The sequence below is a fragment of the Bartonella sp. AD24XZML genome (assembly GCF_042196485.1).
Taxonomy (GTDB): Bacteria; Pseudomonadota; Alphaproteobacteria; order Rhizobiales; family Rhizobiaceae; genus Bartonella.
In genome coordinates this window covers 46,248-69,991 of record NZ_JBHIQH010000015.1, presented here as the reverse complement: position 1 = coordinate 69,991, position 23,744 = coordinate 46,248, and the positions used below count along the sequence as shown (strand labels likewise).

General features: G+C 37.8%; 19 protein-coding genes and 2 pseudogenes. 12 read left to right on the top strand and 9 right to left on the bottom strand.

Annotation, left to right across the window (positions count from 1 at the left end; all coding sequences use genetic code 11):
• Window positions 1-989: 989 nt before the first annotated feature.
• Window positions 990-1,895 (bottom strand): LysR family transcriptional regulator, encoded by a 906-nt coding sequence (locus ACFIMX_RS01625; protein ID WP_375640567.1) that lies wholly within the window; start codon window positions 1,893-1,895, stop codon window positions 990-992.
• Window positions 1,896-1,937: 42 nt separating this feature from the next.
• On the bottom strand, window positions 1,938-2,894 hold the full coding sequence (gene trxB / locus ACFIMX_RS01620; RefSeq protein WP_375638079.1) for a thioredoxin-disulfide reductase: 957 nt from the start codon (window positions 2,892-2,894) through the stop codon (window positions 1,938-1,940).
• A gap of 310 nt (window positions 2,895-3,204) precedes the next feature.
• Between trxB and ACFIMX_RS01615 the strand changes: the two genes are divergently transcribed.
• On the top strand, window positions 3,205-4,599 hold the full coding sequence (locus ACFIMX_RS01615) for a TrkH family potassium uptake protein (RefSeq protein ID WP_375617616.1): 1,395 nt from the start codon (window positions 3,205-3,207) through the stop codon (window positions 4,597-4,599).
• Between the two features lie 920 nt (window positions 4,600-5,519).
• Here ACFIMX_RS01615 and ACFIMX_RS01610 read toward each other — a convergent pair.
• Together ACFIMX_RS01610 and greA are read right to left on the bottom strand one after the other, a co-directional pair.
• Window positions 5,520-6,578, bottom strand: coding sequence for a glycosyltransferase family 4 protein (locus ACFIMX_RS01610; protein WP_375617615.1), 1,059 nt, complete (start codon window positions 6,576-6,578; stop codon window positions 5,520-5,522).
• A 17-nt stretch (window positions 6,579-6,595) separates the two neighbouring features.
• On the bottom strand, window positions 6,596-7,069 hold the full coding sequence (greA, locus tag ACFIMX_RS01605; RefSeq protein ID WP_007347010.1) for a transcription elongation factor GreA: 474 nt from the start codon (window positions 7,067-7,069) through the stop codon (window positions 6,596-6,598).
• Between the two features lie 338 nt (window positions 7,070-7,407).
• Here greA and ACFIMX_RS01600 point away from each other — a divergent pair, with 338 nt between their 5' ends.
• From ACFIMX_RS01600 to ACFIMX_RS01590, 3 genes are all read left to right on the top strand, one after another.
• Window positions 7,408-7,722, top strand: coding sequence for an SH3 domain-containing protein (locus tag ACFIMX_RS01600; protein WP_375612971.1), 315 nt, complete (start codon window positions 7,408-7,410; stop codon window positions 7,720-7,722).
• A gap of 257 nt (window positions 7,723-7,979) precedes the next feature.
• Window positions 7,980-10,289, top strand: coding sequence for an excinuclease ABC subunit UvrB (gene uvrB / locus ACFIMX_RS01595; RefSeq protein ID WP_375640568.1), 2,310 nt, complete (start codon window positions 7,980-7,982; stop codon window positions 10,287-10,289).
• A gap of 629 nt (window positions 10,290-10,918) precedes the next feature.
• Complete coding sequence (locus tag ACFIMX_RS01590) at window positions 10,919-11,671, top strand: BA14K family protein (protein ID WP_375693932.1); 753 nt, start codon at window positions 10,919-10,921, stop codon at window positions 11,669-11,671.
• A 67-nt stretch (window positions 11,672-11,738) separates the two neighbouring features.
• On the opposite strand, the pseudogene ACFIMX_RS01585 reads toward ACFIMX_RS01590, so the two are convergent.
• Window positions 11,739-12,049 (bottom strand): annotated as a pseudogene (locus ACFIMX_RS01585) (MBL fold metallo-hydrolase); the annotation flags it as partial.
• 4 nt (window positions 12,050-12,053) lie between these two features.
• Here ACFIMX_RS01585 and ACFIMX_RS01580 point away from each other — a divergent pair.
• A pseudogene (locus ACFIMX_RS01580) lies at window positions 12,054-12,452 on the top strand (sensor histidine kinase); the annotation flags it as partial.
• Window positions 12,453-12,922: 470 nt separating this feature from the next.
• Entirely contained in the window at window positions 12,923-13,546 is a 624-nt protein-coding gene (locus ACFIMX_RS01575) for a BA14K family protein (protein WP_375640571.1), read from the top strand.
• 73 nt (window positions 13,547-13,619) lie between these two features.
• Here the strand turns inward: ACFIMX_RS01575 and ACFIMX_RS01570 are convergent, their stop codons facing one another.
• Complete coding sequence (locus ACFIMX_RS01570) at window positions 13,620-14,270, bottom strand: MBL fold metallo-hydrolase (protein WP_375640572.1); 651 nt, start codon at window positions 14,268-14,270, stop codon at window positions 13,620-13,622.
• Window positions 14,271-14,414: 144 nt separating this feature from the next.
• Here ACFIMX_RS01570 and ACFIMX_RS01565 point away from each other — a divergent pair, with 144 nt between their 5' ends.
• Together ACFIMX_RS01565 and ACFIMX_RS01560 are read left to right on the top strand one after the other, a co-directional pair.
• Window positions 14,415-15,119: a response regulator gene (locus ACFIMX_RS01565; protein ID WP_375617609.1), complete on the top strand. Its 705-nt coding sequence runs from the start codon at window positions 14,415-14,417 to the stop codon at window positions 15,117-15,119.
• An 8-nt stretch (window positions 15,120-15,127) separates the two neighbouring features.
• Complete coding sequence (locus ACFIMX_RS01560) at window positions 15,128-16,468, top strand: ATP-binding protein (RefSeq protein ID WP_375617608.1); 1,341 nt, start codon at window positions 15,128-15,130, stop codon at window positions 16,466-16,468.
• A gap of 45 nt (window positions 16,469-16,513) precedes the next feature.
• Here ACFIMX_RS01560 and ACFIMX_RS01555 read toward each other — a convergent pair whose 3' ends face one another.
• Both ACFIMX_RS01555 and ACFIMX_RS01550 read right to left on the bottom strand, forming a co-directional pair.
• Window positions 16,514-17,014: a YbjN domain-containing protein gene (locus tag ACFIMX_RS01555; RefSeq protein WP_273724125.1), complete on the bottom strand. Its 501-nt coding sequence runs from the start codon at window positions 17,012-17,014 to the stop codon at window positions 16,514-16,516.
• A gap of 402 nt (window positions 17,015-17,416) precedes the next feature.
• Entirely contained in the window at window positions 17,417-17,662 is a 246-nt protein-coding gene (locus ACFIMX_RS01550; protein ID WP_375617607.1) for an accessory factor UbiK family protein, read from the bottom strand.
• A 305-nt stretch (window positions 17,663-17,967) separates the two neighbouring features.
• On the opposite strand from ACFIMX_RS01550, the gene lgt reads away from it, so the two are divergent.
• The 4 genes from lgt to ACFIMX_RS01530 all read left to right on the top strand — a co-directional run bounded on the left by lgt (window position 17,968) and on the right by ACFIMX_RS01530 (window position 22,201).
• Window positions 17,968-18,846 carry a prolipoprotein diacylglyceryl transferase gene (gene lgt / locus ACFIMX_RS01545; protein WP_375617606.1) on the top strand — a complete coding sequence of 293 codons (879 nt, stop codon included), beginning with the start codon at window positions 17,968-17,970 and terminating at the stop codon, window positions 18,844-18,846.
• Window positions 18,821-19,900 (top strand): class I SAM-dependent methyltransferase, encoded by a 1,080-nt coding sequence (locus ACFIMX_RS01540; protein ID WP_375693931.1) that lies wholly within the window; start codon window positions 18,821-18,823, stop codon window positions 19,898-19,900. The genes lgt and ACFIMX_RS01540 overlap by 26 nt, the downstream gene beginning before the upstream one ends.
• Before the next feature lie 102 nt (window positions 19,901-20,002).
• On the top strand, window positions 20,003-20,794 hold the full coding sequence (pgeF, locus tag ACFIMX_RS01535; RefSeq protein WP_375640575.1) for a peptidoglycan editing factor PgeF: 792 nt from the start codon (window positions 20,003-20,005) through the stop codon (window positions 20,792-20,794).
• 474 nt (window positions 20,795-21,268) lie between these two features.
• The gene (locus ACFIMX_RS01530) at window positions 21,269-22,201 is read left to right on the top strand and encodes a ribose-phosphate pyrophosphokinase (protein WP_375640576.1); all 933 of its coding nucleotides are present in this window, start codon (window positions 21,269-21,271) and stop codon (window positions 22,199-22,201) included.
• Here the strand turns inward: ACFIMX_RS01530 and ACFIMX_RS01525 are convergent.
• Window positions 22,198-23,697, bottom strand: a complete 1,500-nt coding sequence (locus tag ACFIMX_RS01525) for a helicase HerA domain-containing protein (RefSeq protein ID WP_375693930.1) — start codon at window positions 23,695-23,697, stop codon at window positions 22,198-22,200. The two genes, ACFIMX_RS01530 and ACFIMX_RS01525, sit on opposite strands and share 4 nt — an antisense overlap.
• Window positions 23,698-23,744: the final 47 nt, after the last annotated feature.

Below are 23,744 nucleotides of genomic sequence, written 5' to 3'. Positions count from 1 at the left end.
GTCATGGTCTAAATCTATCGATTCAGCAAAAATATCTATGAATAAACACAAAAATAGATGCTGTAGATAAAGATCAAAAAAATCTAGCTATCAAATAAATGAATCGGTCTATTATCATAAGAGATGACAAACCTATTCTACTTTCTCCATTCAATTTATAACTCTAAAAAAGACCGAGCACTTTTAAACACAATTGCCCTTATAATCAAAGGCCCTTACAATAAAATCTCTTCTATTTCTCAGCTTCTTCTTCGTCCTAAAACGAAGAAGAAGCCACCTCCCATCGTTGTGTAAACAATCCAGTTTCCTTTAAGTTCTATTTAATAACTACTTGATTTACTTCATAGGCTTTATGAACAAGACCTGCCTTAAATATTCACCTCACATTCTAATAAAAAGCACTTCATGTATAAGGTTTTAAATATTTTATATCACGCCCCTAAAAGACAGACTTTTACAGTACAATAGAATACCCCCTCTCAAACTCCTCATTGAATTTTAGTATTCTTAAAAAATTATTGGATATCCACCAGTTTCGAAATTTTTTCTTTATCATCTTCCCATATATTGCAATTTCTAGGGACTCTTTCAAAAATTAAAAAAAAAGCCGGACATATATCCGGCAAATTTGGAAAATCCTCAGAGATAAAATCAATCTGATAGATCTTCGTAAGGGAACACTCAAGAAAACGAAACTGGGAGGCAACATAATCAAGAGATAGTATTCTATGTCATTTTATAAGGAAAAGCACAACAAAGACTTAAGCGTATCTGCTATGCAATAAACACATAGCTTTAAATTTGTCTCCATCATGCACCACTCTCTTTAATTAAATAGTAAAAATGTTAACTACACCATCACACGATTGTCCATTTTTCAATATATAATAACCCTCATGGTTGCTAGTATTCATAAAAAACATTTATCCCTCTTTTCAAAAATATTTACCCGCACAGCTAATTATTCCTTATAAATTAAGATATTAATATTAAAAAGACCACTGGCGAGCTTTTAAAAAAATATAATCTCGAAAAGCATTTAACCTTGCCAAATTCTTTAAATTATAAGGATAACAAAAAAAAGTATCAAAAGAAGGAATATCAACCATATCAGGAAAAAGACGCACTAAATGCTCATCATTATTGACGATATAATCAGGAAGCACAGCAATCCCAAGATCACGCATAAGCGCATTCTTTATTGAAATGATATTGTTGATTTGTAAAACTGAAACGCGCAATGATCCATCACTTCTACCAGCCTTTTCCAACCAATTTAAACCAGACAAATAAGGTGGAACAGGTTCACCGAACGAAATAATACGATGCTCATCGAGATCAGACAATTTTTCCGGCTTTCCATAATTTGCAATATACTTTTCCGAAGCATAAACATGCATATGAATTGTAAAGAGTTTTCTTTGTATAAGATCAGGTTGTTTGGGTTGATGTAAGCGAACAGCACAGTCCGCATGACACATTGTCAAATCAAGCTCTTCATCGGAAAGAAAAAGCTGAACCTGCATATCAGGATAAAGACTAAGAAATTCTGGCATACGCTCTGCAATCCACCCTGCCCCCATTCCAAAGGTCGAGGTCACACGCAAGTGCCCCGTTGGTTTTGCATAGCTTTCACTTAATTGCAAACGCACACTTTCAAGCTTCATCAAAACATCATGAGCTGTACGATAAAGAGTTTCTCCCTGTTCTGTAAGAATCAAACCACGCGCATGACGTTGAAATAAGGATACCCCAACCTCTTGTTCTAAAGCCGAAACCTGTCGTGAAACGGCTGATTGAGATAAATGAAGTTTTTGAGCAGCATGCGTAAAAGATCCCGCTTCTGCTGCAGCGTGAAAAACCCTTAACTTATCCCAATCCAACGGTGGCGCCACAATTAATTCTACCTCTATATTCTCTATGTTCTCAATGAATGACTAACGCCTGGGTATATCCAAAAACCGTTCTGCTTCCAACGCTGCCATACATCCTCTTCCCGCAGCTGTTACAGCTTGGCGGAATGTTTCATCTGTCACATCCCCAGCAGCAAAAACACCAGCAATGCTTGTTGCTGTTGAGTCCGGTGCTGTCCATAAATAGCCGCCTCGTTTTTGTTTCAGCTGTCCTTCAAACAGAGAAACAGCAGGATCATGCCCAATGGCAATAAATATGCCCTCTGCATTCACTTTCATCTCGTGACCTGTCTTAACATTTTTCAGACGTGCCCCTGTTACAACAGCGCCCATTGAATCTTGAGCTGGCAGCCCCACAATTTCTTCAACCACATGATCCCAAAGAACACGTACATTATTACAAGCCAGCAACCTATCTTGCAAAATTTTTTCTGCCCGAAACTGCCCCCGCCTGTGAACCACGCTTACACTTTTAGCCAAATGCGATAAATAAAGTGCTTCTTCAACAGCCGTATTTCCTCCTCCCACGACAATAACGTCCTTATCACGATAAAAAAAACCATCACATGTAGCACAAGCAGAAACACCTCCGCCCATAAAGGTCTGTTCACTTTCTAAACCAAGCCAGCGCGCTTGAGCTCCTGTTGCAATAATCAGTGCATCACAAGAATATTGTGTTCCTGAATCCCCATATAAGACAAAAGGATACTTCAACAAATCAGCCTTTATAATTGTATCATAGACAATTTTTGTCCCCATATTCTCAGCTTGTTTCGCCATTTGTTCCATCAACCATGGTCCTTGAATGGGATCTGCAAAACCTGGATAATTCTCAACATCAGTTGTAATTGTCAATTGTCCCCCCTGCTGCAAGCCCGTCACCAAAACAGGCTTAAGCATTGCTCTTGCTGCATAGACCGCCGCTGTATAACCAGCCGGACCTGAGCCAATAATCAGCAGACGAATATGCGATTGTACCATTAAATCCCCTTCACTTTATTATAAATTAATTATTCTATAAATGATAACGGAATGCAGCCTTTTAAAAAAATATTTTTCAAGAGCCCTAATTATGTTATATATACTTCTTTTCAAGTTTTATGAAAAGGTCTGATTACTAATTCATCAAGGCACGCTAATGTTAAGAATTAATCCTTATCCTATAAAGAGAAAAATGTAACTTCTTATGAGCACAAAACCATAATAAAAAGAGATACAAAGATAGGGAACGATCATTTTTCAATTTATTATCAATGTCTGTGCACGTTTTGCCTTAATCATGGGAGGAGCAATGCTTTTGCCAATTTTTGTGGATTTGCACGACAACAATCGTAATTGGATAAGCTTTCTCTATTCTTGTGCCATAACCACCATGTTAGCAACGCTGATTCTTCTAGCAACTAAGGGAGCTACTTGTCGTTTTTCAGCACGGCTTGGCTTTATGCTCACTGTTTGTCTTTGGCTTACAGGAAGCATCGTAGGTGCCTTACCTCTTTATCTTTCTCCTCTTCCCATTTCTCTAGCAGGAGCCATTTTTGAATCTGTTTCTGGAATTACAACAACAGGCTCCACAGTCCTTTCTGATCTTGATAATTTATCGCGAAGTATTTTATTATGGCGTTCTCTTATATGCTGGATTGGGGGCATTGGTTTTATCGGTTTAGCCCTCTTAATTTTGCCTTCACTGCGTGTGGGTGGCGTGCGGCTTTTTCATATGGAATCATCTGATAAATCTGAAAAAATATTGCCTCGCATCAACCAAATTGCTAACGGAATTATCATCGCTTATGTTGGGTTAACATTGGCTTGTATGCTTTCTTATTTTGCTGCAGGCATGAATTTATTTGATGCCATTAACCATGCAATGAGTACAGTAGCAACAGCTGGTTTTTCAACGCATGATGCTTCTTTTGGCTATTTTTCTGATACACCAGCCATCTTAATTATTTCAACAATCTTCATGTTGCTTTCTGCTTTACCCTTCGTACTTTATGTTAAATTAGTCCTTCCTGGACACTCCAAACGCTTCCTTGACCCACAAGTGATTGTTTTTCTCCATATCGTTCTCCTTTTCAGCTTTGCTTTAGCGGCATGGCTACGGTTTTATGATCATCGCGCATTCCACTTGATTTTTCTTGATGTCATTTTTCACCTTTCATCCATTATTAGCACCACCGGTTACAGCGCTGAAGATTATCAACTTTGGGGAGCGTTTGCGCTTGGAATTTTCTTTATTGTTTCTTTTACAGGCGGATGTGCTGGTTCTACTTCTGGTGGTATGAAAATCAATCGCCTCATTATTCTTTGGCGTATTACACAAACAAATATAGAAAAACTTCTTTCTCCTAATGTCGTTGTAAAAGCGCGCTACGATCACTCAAATATATCAAATGATGTTGCTCAAGCTGTTCTGTTTTTTGTTTGTCTTTATATGTTTTGCCTTGTTATCGGCACTGCACTTTTGCTTACAACCGGTCTTGACTTTACCTCTGCCTTTACGGGGGTCTTAACCGCACTTTCAAATGTTGGTCCAGGCTTTGGAGATATTATTGGCCCCACTGGTAATTTCTCTACAATCAACGATCATGCTTTATGGATTTTAAGTTTTCTAATGTTAGCTGGACGCCTTGAAATCATAACAATATTCGTCCTTTTTATTCCCGCTTTCTGGCGTGAACAATTCTAATGCATAGAGTATTTTATGCTACCATGATAAAAAATTTACAAGATAAAAAGGCGAGAACAGTATGCATCATAATATTTACCCCTTACTCAATCCACTGAAGATTTCCTAAAATTTCATACAAAACATCATATCAATGATATAAAATGGGCACCATCATTTTTACTTAAATAATAATAAGGTGCAAGTCGCTACTACAAAATAAGATATAAATTAGTACCACCATATTATTTTCTTTCTGCTAATATCGTAACAGCCTACATTTCAGACAATTTATAAGAAATCTCTTTACCCCCTGTCTTCAATAGTTTTTATCCACCACATGCCTTCTTCCAATTGTGATGTGCAAGAAGATAGCTCTCATTAATTTAATATCAACAGATTTTACATGAGAAAATCTTACGGTACTCAAAGCTCTTATTCAAATTGAAAAGGTAAATTATCTATAAAAATCATATATATATATATATGATCTTAAATCCATCTTATTATGAATTTATTGAAAATATGTACGACTATTTTATTCATGGAGATACCATCATTATCTTTTTAAGACAAGAAAACGTTTTTTTGCTATCTATTTAAGTCTTACAAAACGAACAATATCAGTACGACACCGTATAAGATAGTGCATAAATCCCCAGACTTGAGTTAAAGCATTATTTTCTTATTCTAAAATATCAATGAATAAAAGTAGCTTTCCTCTCTCTTAGTATGCTTTATCATAAACTACATATCGCTCTCAAGCGTATACATTTTTAATATTTTATCCAAATTTTGAGAACTTTTTATAGCGTGCTACTAAAGACAATATAAATTTTGTAAAATAACATTTATATCATTGAGCTGTTTTCTTGATGACTATGAAAAACCTTTAAGGAAAATACTTTTATCATTCCTCAAAAAGATTTTTGATATAATAATCAAAGTGTTTTTTCTGCAAACAGTTCTTTGTAAACACTTTCAATCTTGCTTGCCTCTTTTTCCAAAGGAAAGTGAGTACGAACATGGGTTAAAGCTTTCTTTCCGGCTGCCAATGTTTTTTCTACATCAGCAAAATAAGGTTCAATTGCTGCTGTTAAAGCCGCTCCATCTCCTGCTTGAACAACCGTTCCTGTTCCCTCGACCACCAATTCTTTAAAAATTCCTACATCACTCGCCACTACAGCCGTCTGTGATGCCATTGCCTCCAATGGTGTCAGACCAAAACCTTCCAAACGAGAAGGAGTTACATAAAGTGATAAACGGCGATACCACACAGGTATATCAAGCCTTTCACCAAGAAAAATAATGCGGTCGTTTAAACCAGCTTCAGCAATCTTCTGTCGTAATTTCTTTTCAAAACCATAATGCTGTTCTGTAGTCCGACCAGCGATAAGTGCTGTCCATTCGGGATAGTCAGGCAATAATGCTATCATCGCGTCCACAAACAAATCAGTACCCTTTAAATAGCGCACGCGCCCAAAACATCCTACCGCATATTTTCCTGGCACCCCAGTTGCTGGAAAGTAATCATCAGGAATTTTGGGGGGTGAAAAACGCCTAATATCCACTCCATGCATAATAACCTTATGAGGCACTTCTAGATAGGTTCCCGTACATACACTAGTAGCGATAACTTTATCCATACGACGAAGCAACCATTTGGTAAAAGGCTTGTGTTCGCGTCGAGATGCCGAAGTAAAGATGAGTTTAAGCTTCATTCGCAAAACATCGCGCAAAAAGATCCCACAAAGCATCTCAATATTGCGTCGTGCATGCCAAATACGAAATGGCTTCCCTTTCGGACTTTTCCAAAGTCCGAAAAGGTCCTTAAAGGCGAGTGTCGGTAAAGTTCGTGGTAAACCAAACCCCAAAGTGGATATACGCACACCCTGTTCGCGTTGCAGTGGAATAAGCTGAATAATCGTAGATGTTACTCCCGACAAACGCCTTTTCAAGTGAGGCGCAATAATCTCAGTTTCGTCCAAAGATACACGCATAATAATCCATATGTTATTTAGATGTACTGAACCTTAATGATCTCGTAATTATGCGCACCACCTGGTGCATTCACCTCAATCACATCACCTTCTTGCTTGCCAATAAGTGCACGTGCGATAGGCGAAGAAATAGAGATTTTACCAACCTTTACATCAGCTTCTTGATCTCCTACGATCTGATACACTTTTTTTTCTTCAGTGTCCTCATCCAAAAGTTTAATGGTTGCGCCAAATTTTATTTTGTCACCTGAAAGACGCGAGACATCTATAACTTCTGCTCGTGCGATATAATCTTCAAGCTCATTTATACGCCCCTCATTATGACTTTGCGCTTCTTTAGCTGCATGATACTCAGCATTTTCAGATAAATCACCATGCGCACGCGCCTCAGAAATTGCTTCAATAATTCGCGGACGCTCCTGTTGTTGACGCCAACGCAACTCTTCTTTAAGACTCTCAAAACCAGCTGTAGTCATCGGAACTTTTTCCATAATCCGTCCCTTTCTATTACACGGAAGGTTTAATAAAAATACAAAAAACGGCTTCCAAAATTACTTTTGGAATCCGAAAACTACGATCTTTTTTATTATATAGTACAGTATCGCTGTTTTCCATACAAAAATAAATAAAGGAAACAAAACATGCACAAATAGTGATTAAAACATCTCATTTTGGTGTTTAAAACGTTAAACTTCACTCTTCTCTTTAAAGTATCCTAAAGAAGAAAGAATTGTATTTTTTTCTGTTTTATCATAATCTAGTAAAAGAAATCATATGGAATATGAAGAGAGAAGGATAGAAAATCTCTAAAGAAATTCTTTACAGAAAAATGAAAAAAATCGTCATTTTTTTTATGTTTGGCTCTTTCTTTTTAGCCACAACAATATCAGAGGCAGCAGATGCTTTTGTTACGAGAAATCTTAATTTTAGAACAGGTCCCAGCACTCAGTATGCACTTTGCGGCTTAATCTCTGCTGGAGAATTAGTTTTTGTTAAAAACTGTGAAGGAAATTGGTGCCATATCCGATATAACACTCAAATAGGTTGGGTGTCATCTCGTTATCTTTCATTTAAAGATGGAAATGATCTTTATCACACATATACAATGTCTTTAATGCCCAAACGTACCGATTATTCTCCATAACAGCCATAATAACTTATGCCCTCTTGAATATCATCATGGTAAAAATGCAATAGTGTTCACGAACAACAAAAAATATGCTCCTTCCAAAGAAATACTTCGAAGAATTTGTCTCATAAAAACTTGATCAATATCCTAATGAAAGCTCTAATAAACCAAAATAAATCTGTTCAATAACGTTTTGCTGTTGTCGTAATAAATTTGTAAAAATTAGTATTTTCTTTAAAATCACCAGCACTTTTCTATCAAAGGATACAACAATGAAAAATGGTGTTACTGCAACAGTAGAAGCTCTTTCTGCTCTTATTGCTTCAGGTAATCCTCTTTTTAAGAATGGTGCATTATGGACACCTCACCGCCCTATTCGTCCTGAAAAATCTGAAGGTGGTATTCCATTTCAACTCGAAACATCTTTTAAACCAGCGGGAGATCAACCTCAAGCCATTAAAACTCTGGTTGAGGGAATTCAAAAAAATGAACGTACACAAGTGCTTTTGGGTGTTACCGGCTCAGGAAAAACCTATACAATGGCCAATATCATTGAAAAAACACAGCGTCCAGCTTTAATATTAGCTCCCAATAAAACTTTAGCGGCGCAGCTTTATGGGGAGTTTAAAAGTTTTTTTCCCCACAATGCCGTCGAATATTTTGTTTCCTATTATGACTATTATCAGCCAGAAGCCTACGTTGCACGCTCTGATACCTATATTGAAAAGGAATCCTCAATTAATGAACAAATCGACCGTATGCGCCATGCTGCAACACGTGCTGTCTTAGAGCGTGATGACGTCATTATTGTCGCATCTGTATCCTGTATCTACGGGATTGGTTCAGTAGAAACTTATACTGCTATGACCTTCCAAATAGAAAAAGGGGACAAACTCAATCAACGAAAACTCTTGGCTGATTTAGTCTCTCAACAGTATTATCGACAAGATATCAATTTCATTCGTGGTTCCTTTCGTGTTCGAGGGGATACAATCGAAATTTTCCCTGCCCACCTCGAAGATCGTGCTTGGCGTATTTCGCTCTTTGGCGATGAAGTGGAAACAATTACGGAATTTGATCCTGTAACGGGTCAAAAAACAGGTGATCTTCAATCGATTAAAATTTATGCCAACTCACACTACGTAACACCACGCCCAACACTTAACCAAGCGATGAAATCGATCAAAATGGAACTCGTTCAACGCCTCGATGAATTAAATGCGGCTGGACGTCTTTTAGAAGCACAACGTTTAGAACAACGTACAATTTTTGATTTAGAAATGTTGGAAACTACCGGCTCATGCTCTGGAATCGAGAATTATTCACGCTATTTAACGGGACGAAAACCCGGAGAACCACCACCAACCTTGTTCGAATACATTCCAAATCATGCTCTTGTTTTTATCGATGAAAGCCACGTAACCATTCCCCAAATTGGTGGCATGTACCGAGGTGACTTTCGTAGAAAAGCAACCTTAGCAGAATATGGTTTTCGCCTCCCTTCTTGTATGGATAACCGTCCTTTGCGCTTTGAAGAATGGGATGCTATGCGCCCACAAACGATTGCTGTCTCCGCAACACCTGGACGGTGGGAAATAGAACAATCTCACGGCACTTTTGCAGAACAAGTTATTCGCCCCACAGGGCTTGTTGACCCACCAACAGAGGTTCGTCCAGCCAAAAATCAAGTCGATGATGTTGTGAATGAAATTCGTAAAACAATTCAAAAAGGCTACCGTACATTGGTGACAGTTCTCACAAAGCGTATGGCCGAAGACTTAACTGAATATCTCCACGAACAAGACATTCGTGTACGCTATATGCATTCTGACATTGATACATTAGAGCGCATTGAAATTCTACGCGATCTTCGGCTTGGCACCTTTGATGTCCTCATCGGTATTAACTTGCTCCGAGAAGGCTTAGATATTCCAGAATGTGGTTTTGTTGCCATTCTAGATGCCGATAAAGAGGGCTTTTTGCGCTCTGAAACTTCCCTCATACAAACAATCGGACGTGCTGCACGTAACGTAGATGGCCGTGTTGTCCTCTATGCAGATACGATCACTGGTTCCATAGAACGAGCCTTACTGGAAACACAAAGACGTCGACAAAAACAAATAGCCTATAATGAAGAACACCATATCACACCGAAAAGTATCAAAAAAAATATCGGAGATATTCTTAATTCAGGCTATGAAAACAACCATATTCATACAAATATCCCTGATGTCATCGAGAAAAAAAATATGGTTGGCAACAATTTAGCATCTCATATTAAACACCTCGAAAAATTAATGCATGAAGCAGCTGCTGATCTTAATTTTGAAGAAGCAGCACGCCTTCGCGATGAAATCAAACAATTACAAAAGATAGAACTAGAACTCGCGGAAAATCCCTTAACACATCATAGCGAACAATCCACCCATGAGCGCGTATTACAACCAAGTCTTTTCTCCAAACCAGACCTTGCACACATGGGACCAACCATGGACACTGGTATTTTGGAAAATCAAAAAGGAAAATCTCGTAAAAACACCCCTAATCAAGCAACAATAAAACGAAAAAAACGCAATCAATGAAGGAGCAAAAAATTTCAAACCGCATAAAATAATCTTCAGCTCTTCTAAAAAAAGACGAAAGCTCAAAAGTAAACAGCGTTATCCGAAAAATAGACAACCTCCAACATCAAGGGTGCTTCAATTTGTCTAAAACAACATGAGAGAGAACATTTTATAAAAAAATTCTAAAATATATTATCTTTATACAGTTATACTCTGATATATAACTCAATATTATTTATCCTTACAAGAAAATATTCAAATAGGACACTGTTCTATAACACAAATAAAGTAAAATAAGACTTTCTCATAGAACCATAAGCCTATGATAAAAAATGATAATTTTTATTCATATCCCTATTGTTCAATTCATATTGTACCAAACAATAAAAAATTATCCCTAAATAAAGAGTTTATATCCCATAGTAAAAATCGGGTACTACAAATACAAACTTATTAATTAACCTCAAGAAGAGTACATTAATTGAAATCAAAATTCTGTTATGATTTCATTTTACTGTCTCCGCGATAGATTTAACTAAATAAATTTTTATTTTTTTTGTCACAATAAAGCCCAAAATTGTTCAGGCTCTATTCAGTTTGAAACGTGTAGGATGTGAAAAATACGAATTTACACAAGGAGCATCATTATGAAAAAAGTGATCAGGTTAGCGGTATTATCAGCAATGTCAACTGTGACCGTTTTGATGCCGCTAAATGCAACGCTTGCGGATATGGCATGGAATCGTAGTGACTCTATCTCGAGAGAAATAGATGATATGATGAGGAAGATGCGTAAAGAAACAGATGATGCGATAAGGGAAATGAGGAAGAAAGCTGATATTCTGCCTTACGGTTTTTCTCGCTCCCATTGTTCTGATAAAAAACGTGGCTTTTTTTCTGATGATTTCCAAAAGTTTGTTGATGATTTCCACAAGAGTTCTGATGACAACAAGAGAAGATTTAAAGCCAAACATGAAAGGTCTGTAGCCAAACAGAGTAAGATGGAACAACAACAACACCATCATCACCACCACCATTATCATCATGTTGAAAACAAAACATATCATTACGTCGAGCGCAAAAAGACAAAACACAGTAATATTCATATAGACAACTCAGGAGATGCTTTAGCGGTAGGTATTCTTGGTCTTGCAACAGGTACGATTCTTGGTACAATTTTAAAAAAACCAGAACAGCCACAAGTGGTTTATCAAATAGTACCGCAAAATCAAAGAGTTTATCAAGTGCAGCAAACAGTGGCATATGAGCCACTCCAGCAATCATTAGAATCTGATTGGCTTAACTATTGCAAGAAAAAATACCGTTCCTTTAACCCTAAAACAGGGACCTTTCGAGACCGTAATGGTTTGGAACACATTTGTTATGCCCCAATAAATTAACTTCTGTTCCGTCCTACTAAAAAGTCTTAAATGGCAAAAAAACGCTTCAAAGCGTTTTTTTGTTTGCTCATATATTAAAATCTTGAAGAAAAAGATTATTTTGGCGCCCATAGCCTATACTACTTTTGGGATCATGCCCACAGATAAAACAAACATCATCGCCTAAGGGTAAAACTTTTTCTCGAAGGGATTGCATCAATTTTTCATAAGAACAGAAGTGGAAGTCCGTACGTCCAATAGAACCACAAAAGAGAACATCACCCAAGAGGGCTAAGGCTCTTTTTCATTGAAATAAATAACATGACCAGGGGAATGTCCTGGGGTGTGAAAAACCTTAAACACATGTCCAGCAAAATACACACCCTCACCATCTTCTAACTATATCGAACAACGCACCACGATGCTTTCGGGTGTAAGCCATGATTTAAGATCCATTCTCACCCGTTTTAAACTTCAGCAAGCGTTAGCAAATACTGACTTTGATATCAAGCCGCTTGAACAAGATGTGAGCGACATGCAAAATATGTTAGAAGATTACCTTGCTTTTGCCCGTAGTGAAGAAAGTGAGTATGTTAAAACTTTTGATTTAAATGCTCTCATGCAAAAATTCTCTACCGATGCGCATCTTCACAAACGTCAATTTTCCTACACCATTGAAAGCCCTACACAAATACAAGCACGCCCACGTGCCTTCACGCGTCTCATCAGCAATCTTGTGTCAAATGCATTTTGTCATGCCAATACTGTCAAACTAACAGCCATATCCCAACAAGAATGTTTCCATACATCAAAAAAAGTTCCCGCAATTATTATATTTATACAGTTATAATATGATATCGAACTCAATATTTAGCCTCACAAGAGAGTAGTCAAACAGGACTGTATTCAATCACACAAATAAAGTTCTATCTTAGCACCATAATCCTATAATAAAAAACGATAAATTTTATTCATACACCTATTGTTCAATTCATATTGTATCAAGCAATAAAAAATTACTCATCAATAAATAATTTATAACCAATAGTAAAAAATCTGTTGCTCTAAATACAAGCTGCTTAATTAACCTTAAGAAGAATACATTAATTGAAATCAAAATTCTGTCATGATTTTATTTTACTGTATTAATAATAGTTTTAACTAAATGAATTTTTATTTTTTTGTCACAATAAAATCCAAAATTGTTCAGGCTCTATTCAGTTTGACACGTGTAGGATGTGAAAAATACGAATTTACACAAGGAGCATCATTATGAAAAAAGTGATCAGATTAGCGGTATTATCAGCAATGTCTACTGTAACCGTTTTGATGCCATTAGATCCAACGCTTGCGGATATGGCATGGTATCATAACTATGACATGAAAAGGGAGGCTGGTTTACCGTCTCACAATTTTAGCTCCCATTTTTCTCATAGTGAACATCACTCTTTTGATAACCCCCACACGCGTCATTATGTTAGCCATAAATGGGGAGCACAACAACACCAACATGTTGAACACAAGACATATCATTATGTCGAGCGCAAAAAGACAAAACACAGTAGTATTAATATAAATAACTCAGGAGAAGCTTTAGCAATGGGTATTCTTGCTCTTGCAGCAGGTGCACTTCTCGGCAAAATTTTTAAAAAATCAGAACAACCAAAAGTTGTTTATCAACCCCTACCACAGCATCAAATTGTATATCAAAAGGTTCCACAAGAACAGATAATTTATGAAGCTCCGCAAACGGTGGAATATGAGCCAGTACAACAATCATTAGAATCTGATTGGCTTCAATATTGCAAGAAAAAATACCGTTCCTTTAACCCTAAAACAGGAACTTTCCGAGACCGTAATGGTTTGGAACACGTTTGTTATGCCCCAATAAATTAACTTCTGTTCCGTCCTACTAAAAAAGTTTTAAATGGCAAAAAAAAAACGCTTCAAAGCGTTTTTTTTTATTTGCTCATATATTAAAATCTTGAAGAAAAGGATTATTTTGTCGCTCATAGCCTATGCTACTTTTGGGACCATGCCCACAGATAAAACAAACATCATCGCCTAAAGGTAAAACTTTTTCTCGAAGGGATTGCATCAATTTTTCATAAGAACAGAAGGGGAAGTCCGTACGTCCAATAGAACCACGAAAGAGAACATCACCCAAGAGCGCTAAGCGCTCTTTTTCATTGAAATAAATAACATGACCAGGGGAATGTCCTGGGGTGTGAAAAACCTTAAACACATGTCCAGCAAAATGAACGTACTCACCATCTTCTAACCATTGATCAGGAATACAGATGCAAGCATCAGTGATACCATAATTTTTTGCGCTTTCGCTCACGGCATCCATCACAGGCTTATCATCGCGATGTGAACCAATAATTTTTACATTAAGCGCTTCTTTCACTTGCATTGCTGCTCCCACATGATCAAAATGACCATGTGTTATCCAAATAGCCTCAACGATAACACCATTCTTTTCGATTACGTCTTGAATCCGCGGCCAATCACCACCAGGATCAACGAGAACCCCCGTTTTACATTCACTATCAAAAAGCAAAGTACAATTTTGTTGGAATGTTGTAACTGGAATAATATGTATATTAAGACTACCCATAATATCCTTTTCAAAAATAACTTTTTTAAATTTATAAATAAAACTTTCTCTCTTTTAAGGTAAAGGTGCTTCTCGACAGCTTTATACAACTTATGTAAACTTGCATTTTGTGTAAACTAAATTTTTATCAAGGTTTTTTTAAGAATGAGCAATCACGTTCAAGTTTTGTGTGACGATGCCCCTCACCTTCTTGTGATTGATGACGATACACGTATTCGCAATCTTTTATTTCAGTTTCTCATTAAAAATGGATTTCGTGTTTCAGTTTCAGCCAATGCGAATGAAGCAAGACGACTGTTGGCAAGTTTAGATTTTGATCTTCTTATTGTTGATGTCATGATGCCTGGCGAAAACGGTATTGATCTCACTCATTCACTCCGCCAAACAAAAGATGTCCCTATCTTTATGTTAACAGCTTTATCAGAAATAGACAATCGTATCCGTGGATTAGAAGCAGGGGCAGATGATTATCTGGCTAAGCCGTTTGACCCTCGTGAACTTCTCCTTCGCATCAACGCCATTTTACGACGTGGTTTTCCCCCTCACCAACCCAAAATTGAGCAAATAGTTTTTGGTCCTTATATATTTTCAATTTCACGACGCGAACTCAAAAAAGGAGGAGAAATTATTAAATTAACAGATAAAGAACAAGAAATGATGGTCATGTTTGCCGAAAATGCAGGCGATACAATTCCGCGCCATAAATTCGCGATCGATGACAGCAATATAAGTGAACGTGCCATTGATGTGCAGATCAACCGCCTTCGTCGTAAAATCGAAAAAAACCCAGCACTGCCTATATGGCTCCAAACCGTGCGAGGAATAGGGTATAAACTCTCTATTGAATAGGCACAAGAATGATCAAACCTTTAAGATTTTTTCTTCGATGGTTAACGAAAAAAATGCCTAAACGGCTTTATGCTCGCTCTTTGATCATTATCATCGCTCCCATGGTGCTTCTGCAAACGGTCATTGCTTATGTCTTTATGGAACGCCATTGGCAAATGGTAACCGAGCGTCTTTCAACGGCTGTCGTGCATGATATTTCAGCCATTATTGATATTCTTGAAACATATCCCCAACAAGATAACTATGAAGATATCAAGCGTATTGCACAACAACGTATGGGATTAAATATTTCTATTCTATCTCCTACCTCCTTACCCCCTCCAGGACCTAAGCCATTTTTTGCAATTCTTGACTATTTTTTAAGTGAAGAAATCACCCGCCAAATTAACCGTCCCTTCTGGATTGATACCGTAGGAGATTCTGATCTTGTTGAAATCCGTATCCACCTTGGTCACAACATCTTACGCGTCTTTGCTCCACGCAGCCAAGCCTATGCTTCCAATACTGCTATTTTTTTAAGCTGGATGGTAGGAACAGCTCTTGTTTTATTGCTGATAGCAATTTATTTTTTACGCAATCAAATCAAACCGATTCAACAATTGGCTGAAGCAGCAGAAAGCTTTGGCCGCGGTCGTCCTTTACCAAAAGGATTTCAACCACAAGGAGCTGATGAAGTCCGTCGTGCAGGCATCGCTTTTTTACGTATGCGAGAACGTATTGAACGCCAAATCGAACAACGCACCATGATGCTCTCAGGAGTAAGTCATGATTTAAGAACCATTCTTACACGTTTTAAACTTCAGCTAGCATTAGCAAATACTGGCTTTGATATTAAACCGCTTGAGCAAGATGTAAGTGACATGCAAAATATGTTAGAAGATTATCTTGCTTTTGCTCGTGGTGAAGGAAGTGAAAGTGTCAAGACTTTTGATTTAAATGCTCTTATGAAAAAATTCTCCGCCGATGCTCATCTTCACAAACGTCAATTTTCTTACACTATTGAAGGTCCTACAGAAATACAAGTACGTCCCCGTGCTTTTACACGCTTGGTCAGCAATCTTGTATCAAATGCATTTTGTTACGGCACGACCGTTAAACTAACCGCTAACTCTCAACAAGAATCTTTTATATTGATAATCGATGATAATGGACCTGGAATTCATAAAAATATGCGCACAGAAGTTTTTAAGCCATTCTTTCGACTTGATAAAGCGCGAAATCAAGATGCAAGTGGAACAGGGCTTGGTCTTTCTATTGCTCAAGACATAGCACGCAGCCATGGTGGCAATATACAATTAGATGAGAGCCCACTCGGGGGATTGCGCGCTATTCTTGATATCCCCCTATGAGCAATATTTCAGCAAACCATCTGTAAAAATAACAAACTGTATATTTTAGGCATTCCCTACAGTTTCAAACAAAGTGTACTGCAATGCCTTGTAAGCACTTTCTCCCGACAAAGCAACCATCTGAAATGCAACATAATGGCTTTCACAGGCTTTAAGTGCATGTATCAATAATGTTTCAACCTGTATATGAGATGGATGCATCCCACCAGCCAAAAGAAGACCTTGTCGATAAATAACTGAATTATTCCTTTGCCAGTAATCAAAATGTCCCAACAACAACTTTTCATTAATTGCTAGCAATAAGCGCTGTATTTCAGCTGTTCGAGCATTTTTAATAGAAAGATCAAACGAACAAGCTAAATGAAGTGCTTCATGCTCTTCCATCCATGAAAAAGCAAGACGATAGTTTGCGCGTTTTCCTTCCACACAAACGCTAATTTCATCTTGTGCATCCCGCTCAAACGACCAATCATATTCACAGGCAATCTGTTCGATAAAGTCAACAGGGTGCTCTTTTCTTTCTGTGGCGCAAAATGCAAGCCTCATCACAATCCTCAATCATCTTAAAACATTGTCAACAGAATATAAACCGTCTAAACTGTAACAATATTTTGCTACAATCAGAACTTTTACACCAAACAAATACACATAAAAACATCGACAGTACACAAACACCCAGAACACAATCGCGCTGTTTAGGGCAACCTGATAGTCATAAAACGAATCATCAAGTCTTTTCAGTGTATTGATACAATTTCATAGCGCCAGTCCCCCTGATTCAAAAAAATGTATTTTACCCAAAAAAAAATCAAAAAAAAACAAATGCTCCGCTCTAACAGACTCAAGATTAAGCATTTTTTAGTTTCACGCATCATATTGAAAAATTGGGGATATTTTTTTGAAGATTCTTTTTTTTAAACTATTTTACTTTTTTGTGTCTGCGTTTTTTTAATCATCTTTTTTAAAATCATCAAGGCGTCTTTTCAAATCAGCGTTATCAGCATGGATTTTCAGCACCATCTCCTTAAAAGTCTCAAACTCTTCGCGAGAAACAAGATCAAGTTTGTTTGCTATCTTTTCAGCCTGCACACGAAAAGCTGTTCCAGCTTCACGTCGTATGCCTTGCGCAACGTCAGCAGCATCCGTTGCTAATTTTGCTAATTCATCAAGAATACGATTTGATCCATTACGCATAACCTTTTTCCTTAAATTTTAATTATTGACGCACGCATTATAGCGTATTCTCATAACATTCAGATACTGTAATTTGTTCCTTTTACTCTATATTTTACATACTGTGCAGATTTTTCATAATGATTTTGTTTAAGATTTTTTAATATTCCTTTTATCACCATATTTTTTACCACGATAAATCAGTGGAAATCTCCCCCCCTTTCTGACTAGCCTCCCTACTGACTTGACCATTGTGTATTCATCTGTCATTTCTGACCATCAGAGTCACTTCATATTCATCTCGTATAATGTAAGATGCTTAACTCATGAACAATTTGTCTTGTCCAGCCATTGCTTTTCCGTCTTTTCTTGATCCTGTTATTATCCAGCTAGGTCCCATAACACTTCATTGGTATGGACTTGGTTACGTGCTGGGTATTCTTTTTGCTTGGTGGTATGCGCAAAAATTATTAAAAAAAACATCTCTATGGTATAGAAACTGTCCTCCTATGGATAAAGAAAAGATCGGAGATTTTGTTGTATGGTCTGCCATAAGTGTTGTTGTCGGAGGGCGTTTAGGACAAGTTCTTGTATGGGATCCCATTTACTATTTTAACCATCCAAGTGCTATTATTGCCGTATGGGATGGGGGAATGTCCTTTCATGGCGGACTTATTGGTATTATCATTGCTATGATCTGGTTTGCCCGTAAAAATCATATTAACATACGAGCCATGTTTGATATCATTGCTGCAGGTGCTCCTATTGGTATCGGCATTGTACGAATCTGCAACTTCATTAACCAAGAATTATGGGGTAATATTACTACACGTCCTTGGGCTGTTTGTTTTCCTCTCGATCCTTACTATTTACCGCGCCATCCAAGCCAGCTTTACGAAGCATTTATGGAAGGATTTCTTCTCTTCATCATCCTGTGTCTTCTTATTTTTGGGTTCAAAGCATTAAAACGTCCCGGTACTGTATCAGGAACATTTATTATAGGCTACGCAGTAACACGCAGCATTTCTGAAATTTACCGTGCGCCTCAAGAAGATCCAGAATGGTTTTCGACTCTTTTCCATTCTACTGGTTTTACCTATGGCATGGCTTTATCTCTTCCCATGCTTCTTGTAGGGTTTTATCTTCTTCTCCACGCCTTTAAATATAAACCGACAGAAAATGGCCAATCTCAAAGAAAAAATTAAAGAAATTATTGTCCTTAATGGACCAATCACTGTTAGCCAATATATGACGTTGGCACTTACAGATCCTCAATTTGGTTATTATCAAACACAAACACCTTTCGGACGTGCTGGTGATTTCATTACAGCACCTGAAATAAGCCAATTATTTGGAGAAATGATTGGCATTTGGACTCTTGCAAGCTGGAAAGCTCAAGGTTATCCTCATCCTTTTATCATCGCTGAGATAGGTCCAGGACGTGGAACTTTGATGGATGATATTTTGCGAACTATCCAAAAGCTTTCTACAAGAGCATTTAATGCTGCTGAAATTTTTCTGATCGAAATAAGCAAAAAACTTGCAAAAGAACAAAAAAAGCGCCTTTGCTCTTATCAAAAACAAATCCATAGCATTGAAAATTTTAATCAAATTCCTTCAAAACCTCTCTTCCTCATTGCTAATGAATTTCTCGATACACTCCCTATCAACCAATATATTAAAATCAATGGAGAATGGAAAGAGCGCCGCATTACAGTCAATCAAAATGGAGATTTCATCTTTATTGCTGCCCCGCATAAACTTCCCTCTTCTTGTCTACAAACCTATTGTTCTAAAGTGCCTGACGGAACAATTTTTGAACATGCCCCCTTACGGCATCAATTCATGCAACAAATCAGCCACCATTTAGTGCAAGTGACAGGTTCTGCTTTACTTATCGACTATGGTGCTTGTGAGCTTGCCTTTGGCGATACCTTGCAAGCACTCTCAAAACATAGATTTCGTGATGTTTTTGATGCCCCTGGTGAACATGATTTAACATCCCATGTTGATTTTTCTTTTTTAAAAAACATAGCTCTTGAACAGGGCTGTTTTGCTGAAATCTTAGAGCAAGGAGAGTTTCTTTTTAAAATGGGGCTACTGGAGCGCGCAAACCAGCTTGGAGTTGGCAAAAGTGCTCCTTTGCAAGACAAAATCCGCCAAGACATCGAACGGCTCGCTGGTCCAGATCAGATGGGAAAATTATTTAAAGTTTTACATTTCAGTGATAAATATATCTCCATACCTCTCCAATTTTAATGATCGGCGCTTTTGTCAATAAACACATCATTATCTGAAATATTCATTGACAAATATGAACATCTCCATCCTCACTTTAAATAATCTCCATAAGGAACTTTTATGAAATCTATCCCTCATCCCATTCTTGCAAAAAATCTTTCTACTTTACACACCCATGGAATAAAACATGGATTTTTTACACGTCAAGGTGGTGTTTCAAAAAATCTTTATCATAGTCTTAATGTTGGGAAAGGTTCAAATGATCAACTTGAATATATTGTACAGAATCGTCTTTTGATTGCCAATTATTTTTCTATTGAAGCGCAAAATTTAGTCACAGTTAATCAAATACACTCCTGTAACGTTGTCGTAGCTCATCAAGCAACTATCGGTGCACCTCCTCAAGCTGATGCTCTCGTTACAACCACCCCAGAACTCGTTATTGGGGTTCTTACAGCAGATTGCGGACCCATTCTGTTTGCTGATCCACAAGCTAGAGTCATCGCTGCAACTCATGCTGGCTGGCGTGGAAGCTTAAATGGAATTATCGAGAAAACAATTGCTGTTATGGAAAAACAAGGAGCCAAAAGACAATCAATAACAGCAGTCCTGGGACCTTGTATTGGCCCTTATCACTATGAAGTAACAAATGAATTTTACGACCAATTTATTGATTACCACAGCAAATACCAAAAATATTTTTTAAAAACAGACAAAATAAATCGCTTTTATTTTAATCTATGGGCATTTATTATAAACCAACTCAAAGAAGCAGGTGTTAATGCTTCTTGTTTAGAGCTTTGTACCTATCAAGATGAACAGCGTTTTTTCTCCTATCGCCGTGCAATACACCGTAACGAACCCGATTACGGACGACAAATTTCTGCTATTATGCTGAAAAACAAAAGATGAGCCCCTTTTATGCTTGAGAACAATACCAAAACTGCAAAACTAAACTTTTTACCCAAATGGAAAAATAAGCCCCATTGTACTTTGCTTTTTTCACGAAATTATCTACCAGCCCATAAAATATGATAGCCTTCGCTATGATCATTTTCAATGTTTGGTTATAATGATTGAAGGCAAGATGATACTTCTTTTTATTACTCCCCTTCATTCATCTTAAATATGAAACATTCCCCATATTGAAAGTATTTTTATAAAGTAATAACTAAAAAGCTTAATCAATATGTATTTCTTTGCCGCATGGAGAAAAAACTTTGCTCTAAAAGTAACAAACTTTTGGAAAAAGAGAAAACATACTGCATAGCTCTTTAATAATAATCAATAAAATTGTAAGGCTTTTGTAATTGTTCTCTTGCAATTTAATAAAAAGAAATTAAAAACCGTGTCGCATTCCCACCATGATGATTCAGAGGTTCTACTATGAAACTTTTCTGCGGAAATTCTAATCCACGCCTAGCTGAAGATGTTGCAAATTATTTGAACATCCCCTTAGGCAAAGCAACTGTAAAGCGCTTTGCTGATCAAGAAATTTTCGTAGAACTGCATGAAAATGTACGTGGACAAGATGTTTTTGTTTTGCAATCTACATCCTATCCCGCAAATGATCATTTGATGGAATTACTCATCATGATTGATGCCCTTCGTCGTTCTTCTGCGCGTCGTATTACAGCTGTTATCCCCTATTTTGGCTATGCCCGCCAAGATAGAAAACCAGGACCACGGACTCCTATTTCTGCAAAACTTGTTGCCAACCTAATTACGGAAGCAGGGGCCCATCGTGTTTTAACATTGGACCTTCATGCAGGACAAATTCAAGGTTTTTTTGATATCCCTACGGATAATCTCTATGCTGTTCCTGTCATTTCTCGCGATATCAAAGTGCATTATTCTCTTGAAAATGTTATCGTTGTTTCACCTGATGTGGGTGGTGTGGTGCGCGCTCGCTCGCTCGCCAAGCGCTTGAACAGTTTGCTCGCTATTGTGGATAAACGTCGCGAAAACCCCGGTGAATCAGAAGTTATGAATATCATTGGAGATGTATCGGGAAAAGATTGCCTTTTGCTTGATGATATTGTTGATTCAGGTGGAACTTTATGCAATGCAGCAAGTGCTCTGCTTAAACATGGTGCCAATAGTGTCACGGCTTATATCACGCACGGTGTTCTTTCTGGTAATGCAATCGAGCGAATTGCCAATTCAGAGATGAAAGAATTGGTTATTACAGATTCAATTATGCCAACACAAGCTATTGAGAAAACCCATAATATTCGTGTTTTGCCCATTGCCGACCTTATGGGAGAAGCAATAGCAAGGACAGCAGCAGAACAATCGGTTTCCAGCTTATTTGGTTAAAGTGGTTCCCTGGGGTCTCCTGGTGCTGTTTCAACACCAAGATCAGGAAATGCAACAATACGTTGACCACTAAAATGCGTGTGAATAACAATAAGTCCACGCTCTTCAAAGTAGGTTAAAAGTCGGCGTGCACGGCTTAAAGAATGAGTCCCATAAAGCCGTGCTAAAAATGCATCAGATGGACATGGCTTTCCCCCTAATGCGGCCTGTGCCACGTTCAAGAAGACTCCTTGAACATCTTCTTCCAAACTTTCTGATATCTGCAAAATATGTTTCCAATGTTCACTGACAGCCGTTTGTTCATCAACAAAAGCCTGAGCAATAGCCAATTTACGCCGAAATTGTGAAAGATTAAAAGGAACCTTTGACATACCATGGATACGACAACGAACTGAAAAATCTTGATAAAGCACCGCTGTTGAACGATAAAAAGCTTCAGAATCCTCAAGAATTTCCCGAATAATATGTTCTGCTTGCCCGTCACGCTCAACATCAGAAAGTTCAGGAAATAAACTTAGATTTTCTTCCAACAACTCTTGTTTTTTATGCACTACCTCCTCTAACATCTCGTGCATTGACTTTTCCCTCATCGGCTCTCGTGTTTGTTTAAATGGCGTTAAAATTTCCTCTGGTGAAGCAGTAAAAACGAGCTCTTGCACATCATCCCGCTCTGTTGGAAGTGGCATTAATTTAGGGCTAGAAGAGCGTGCCAAAGTTTCAACAGAACCGATAATGATTGGTAAGGGACGTCGTGATAAAGCAGGTCCTAAAGCTATAAAATTTCCCCGTTCAAGATCTCTAAACATTTCCGCTTGACGACGCTCCATTCCCAAGAGATCAGCAGCGCGCACCATATCAATATCTAAAAAAGTCCGCCCTATTAAAAAGTTTGAAGCTTCCGCAGCAACATTTTTGGCAAGCTTAGCCAAACGTTGTGTCGCAATAACACCAGCAAGACCACGTTTACGTCCTCGACACATAAGATTGGTCATAGCGCTCAAAGAAATTTTACGCGCTTCATCAGAAACTTCTCCTGCTGCAGTTGGAGCAAACAATTGTGCTTCATCGACAACGACAAGCATAGGATACCAATAATCACGTTCTACATCAAACAGTGCCCCAAGGAAAGCCCCTACAGCACGCATCTGTTGTTCAGTATCCAAGCCTTCAAGATTAAATACCACTGAAACTCGATGTTGTCGAATGCGATGGGCAATACGAGTCAATTCTAATTCACTACGTTGAGCCTCTACAATAACATGACCAAATTTATCTGCCAAAGTTACAAAATCGCCTTCTGGATCAATTACACAATGCTGCACCCACTTAGCACTTTGCTCCAAAAGACGGCGTAAAAGATGTGATTTTCCTGAACCGGAATTACCTTGTACAAGAAGACGTGTCGCCAATAATTCTTCCAAGTCAAGAAGTGCTGGCATCGATTTATGCAAAGCACGACTCTCTGACATCTCACCCAAGGCAATCTCAACCTTCATAACATCTCCAGTGTTTGATTTTGAACATATCAGCGCCAGCACATATT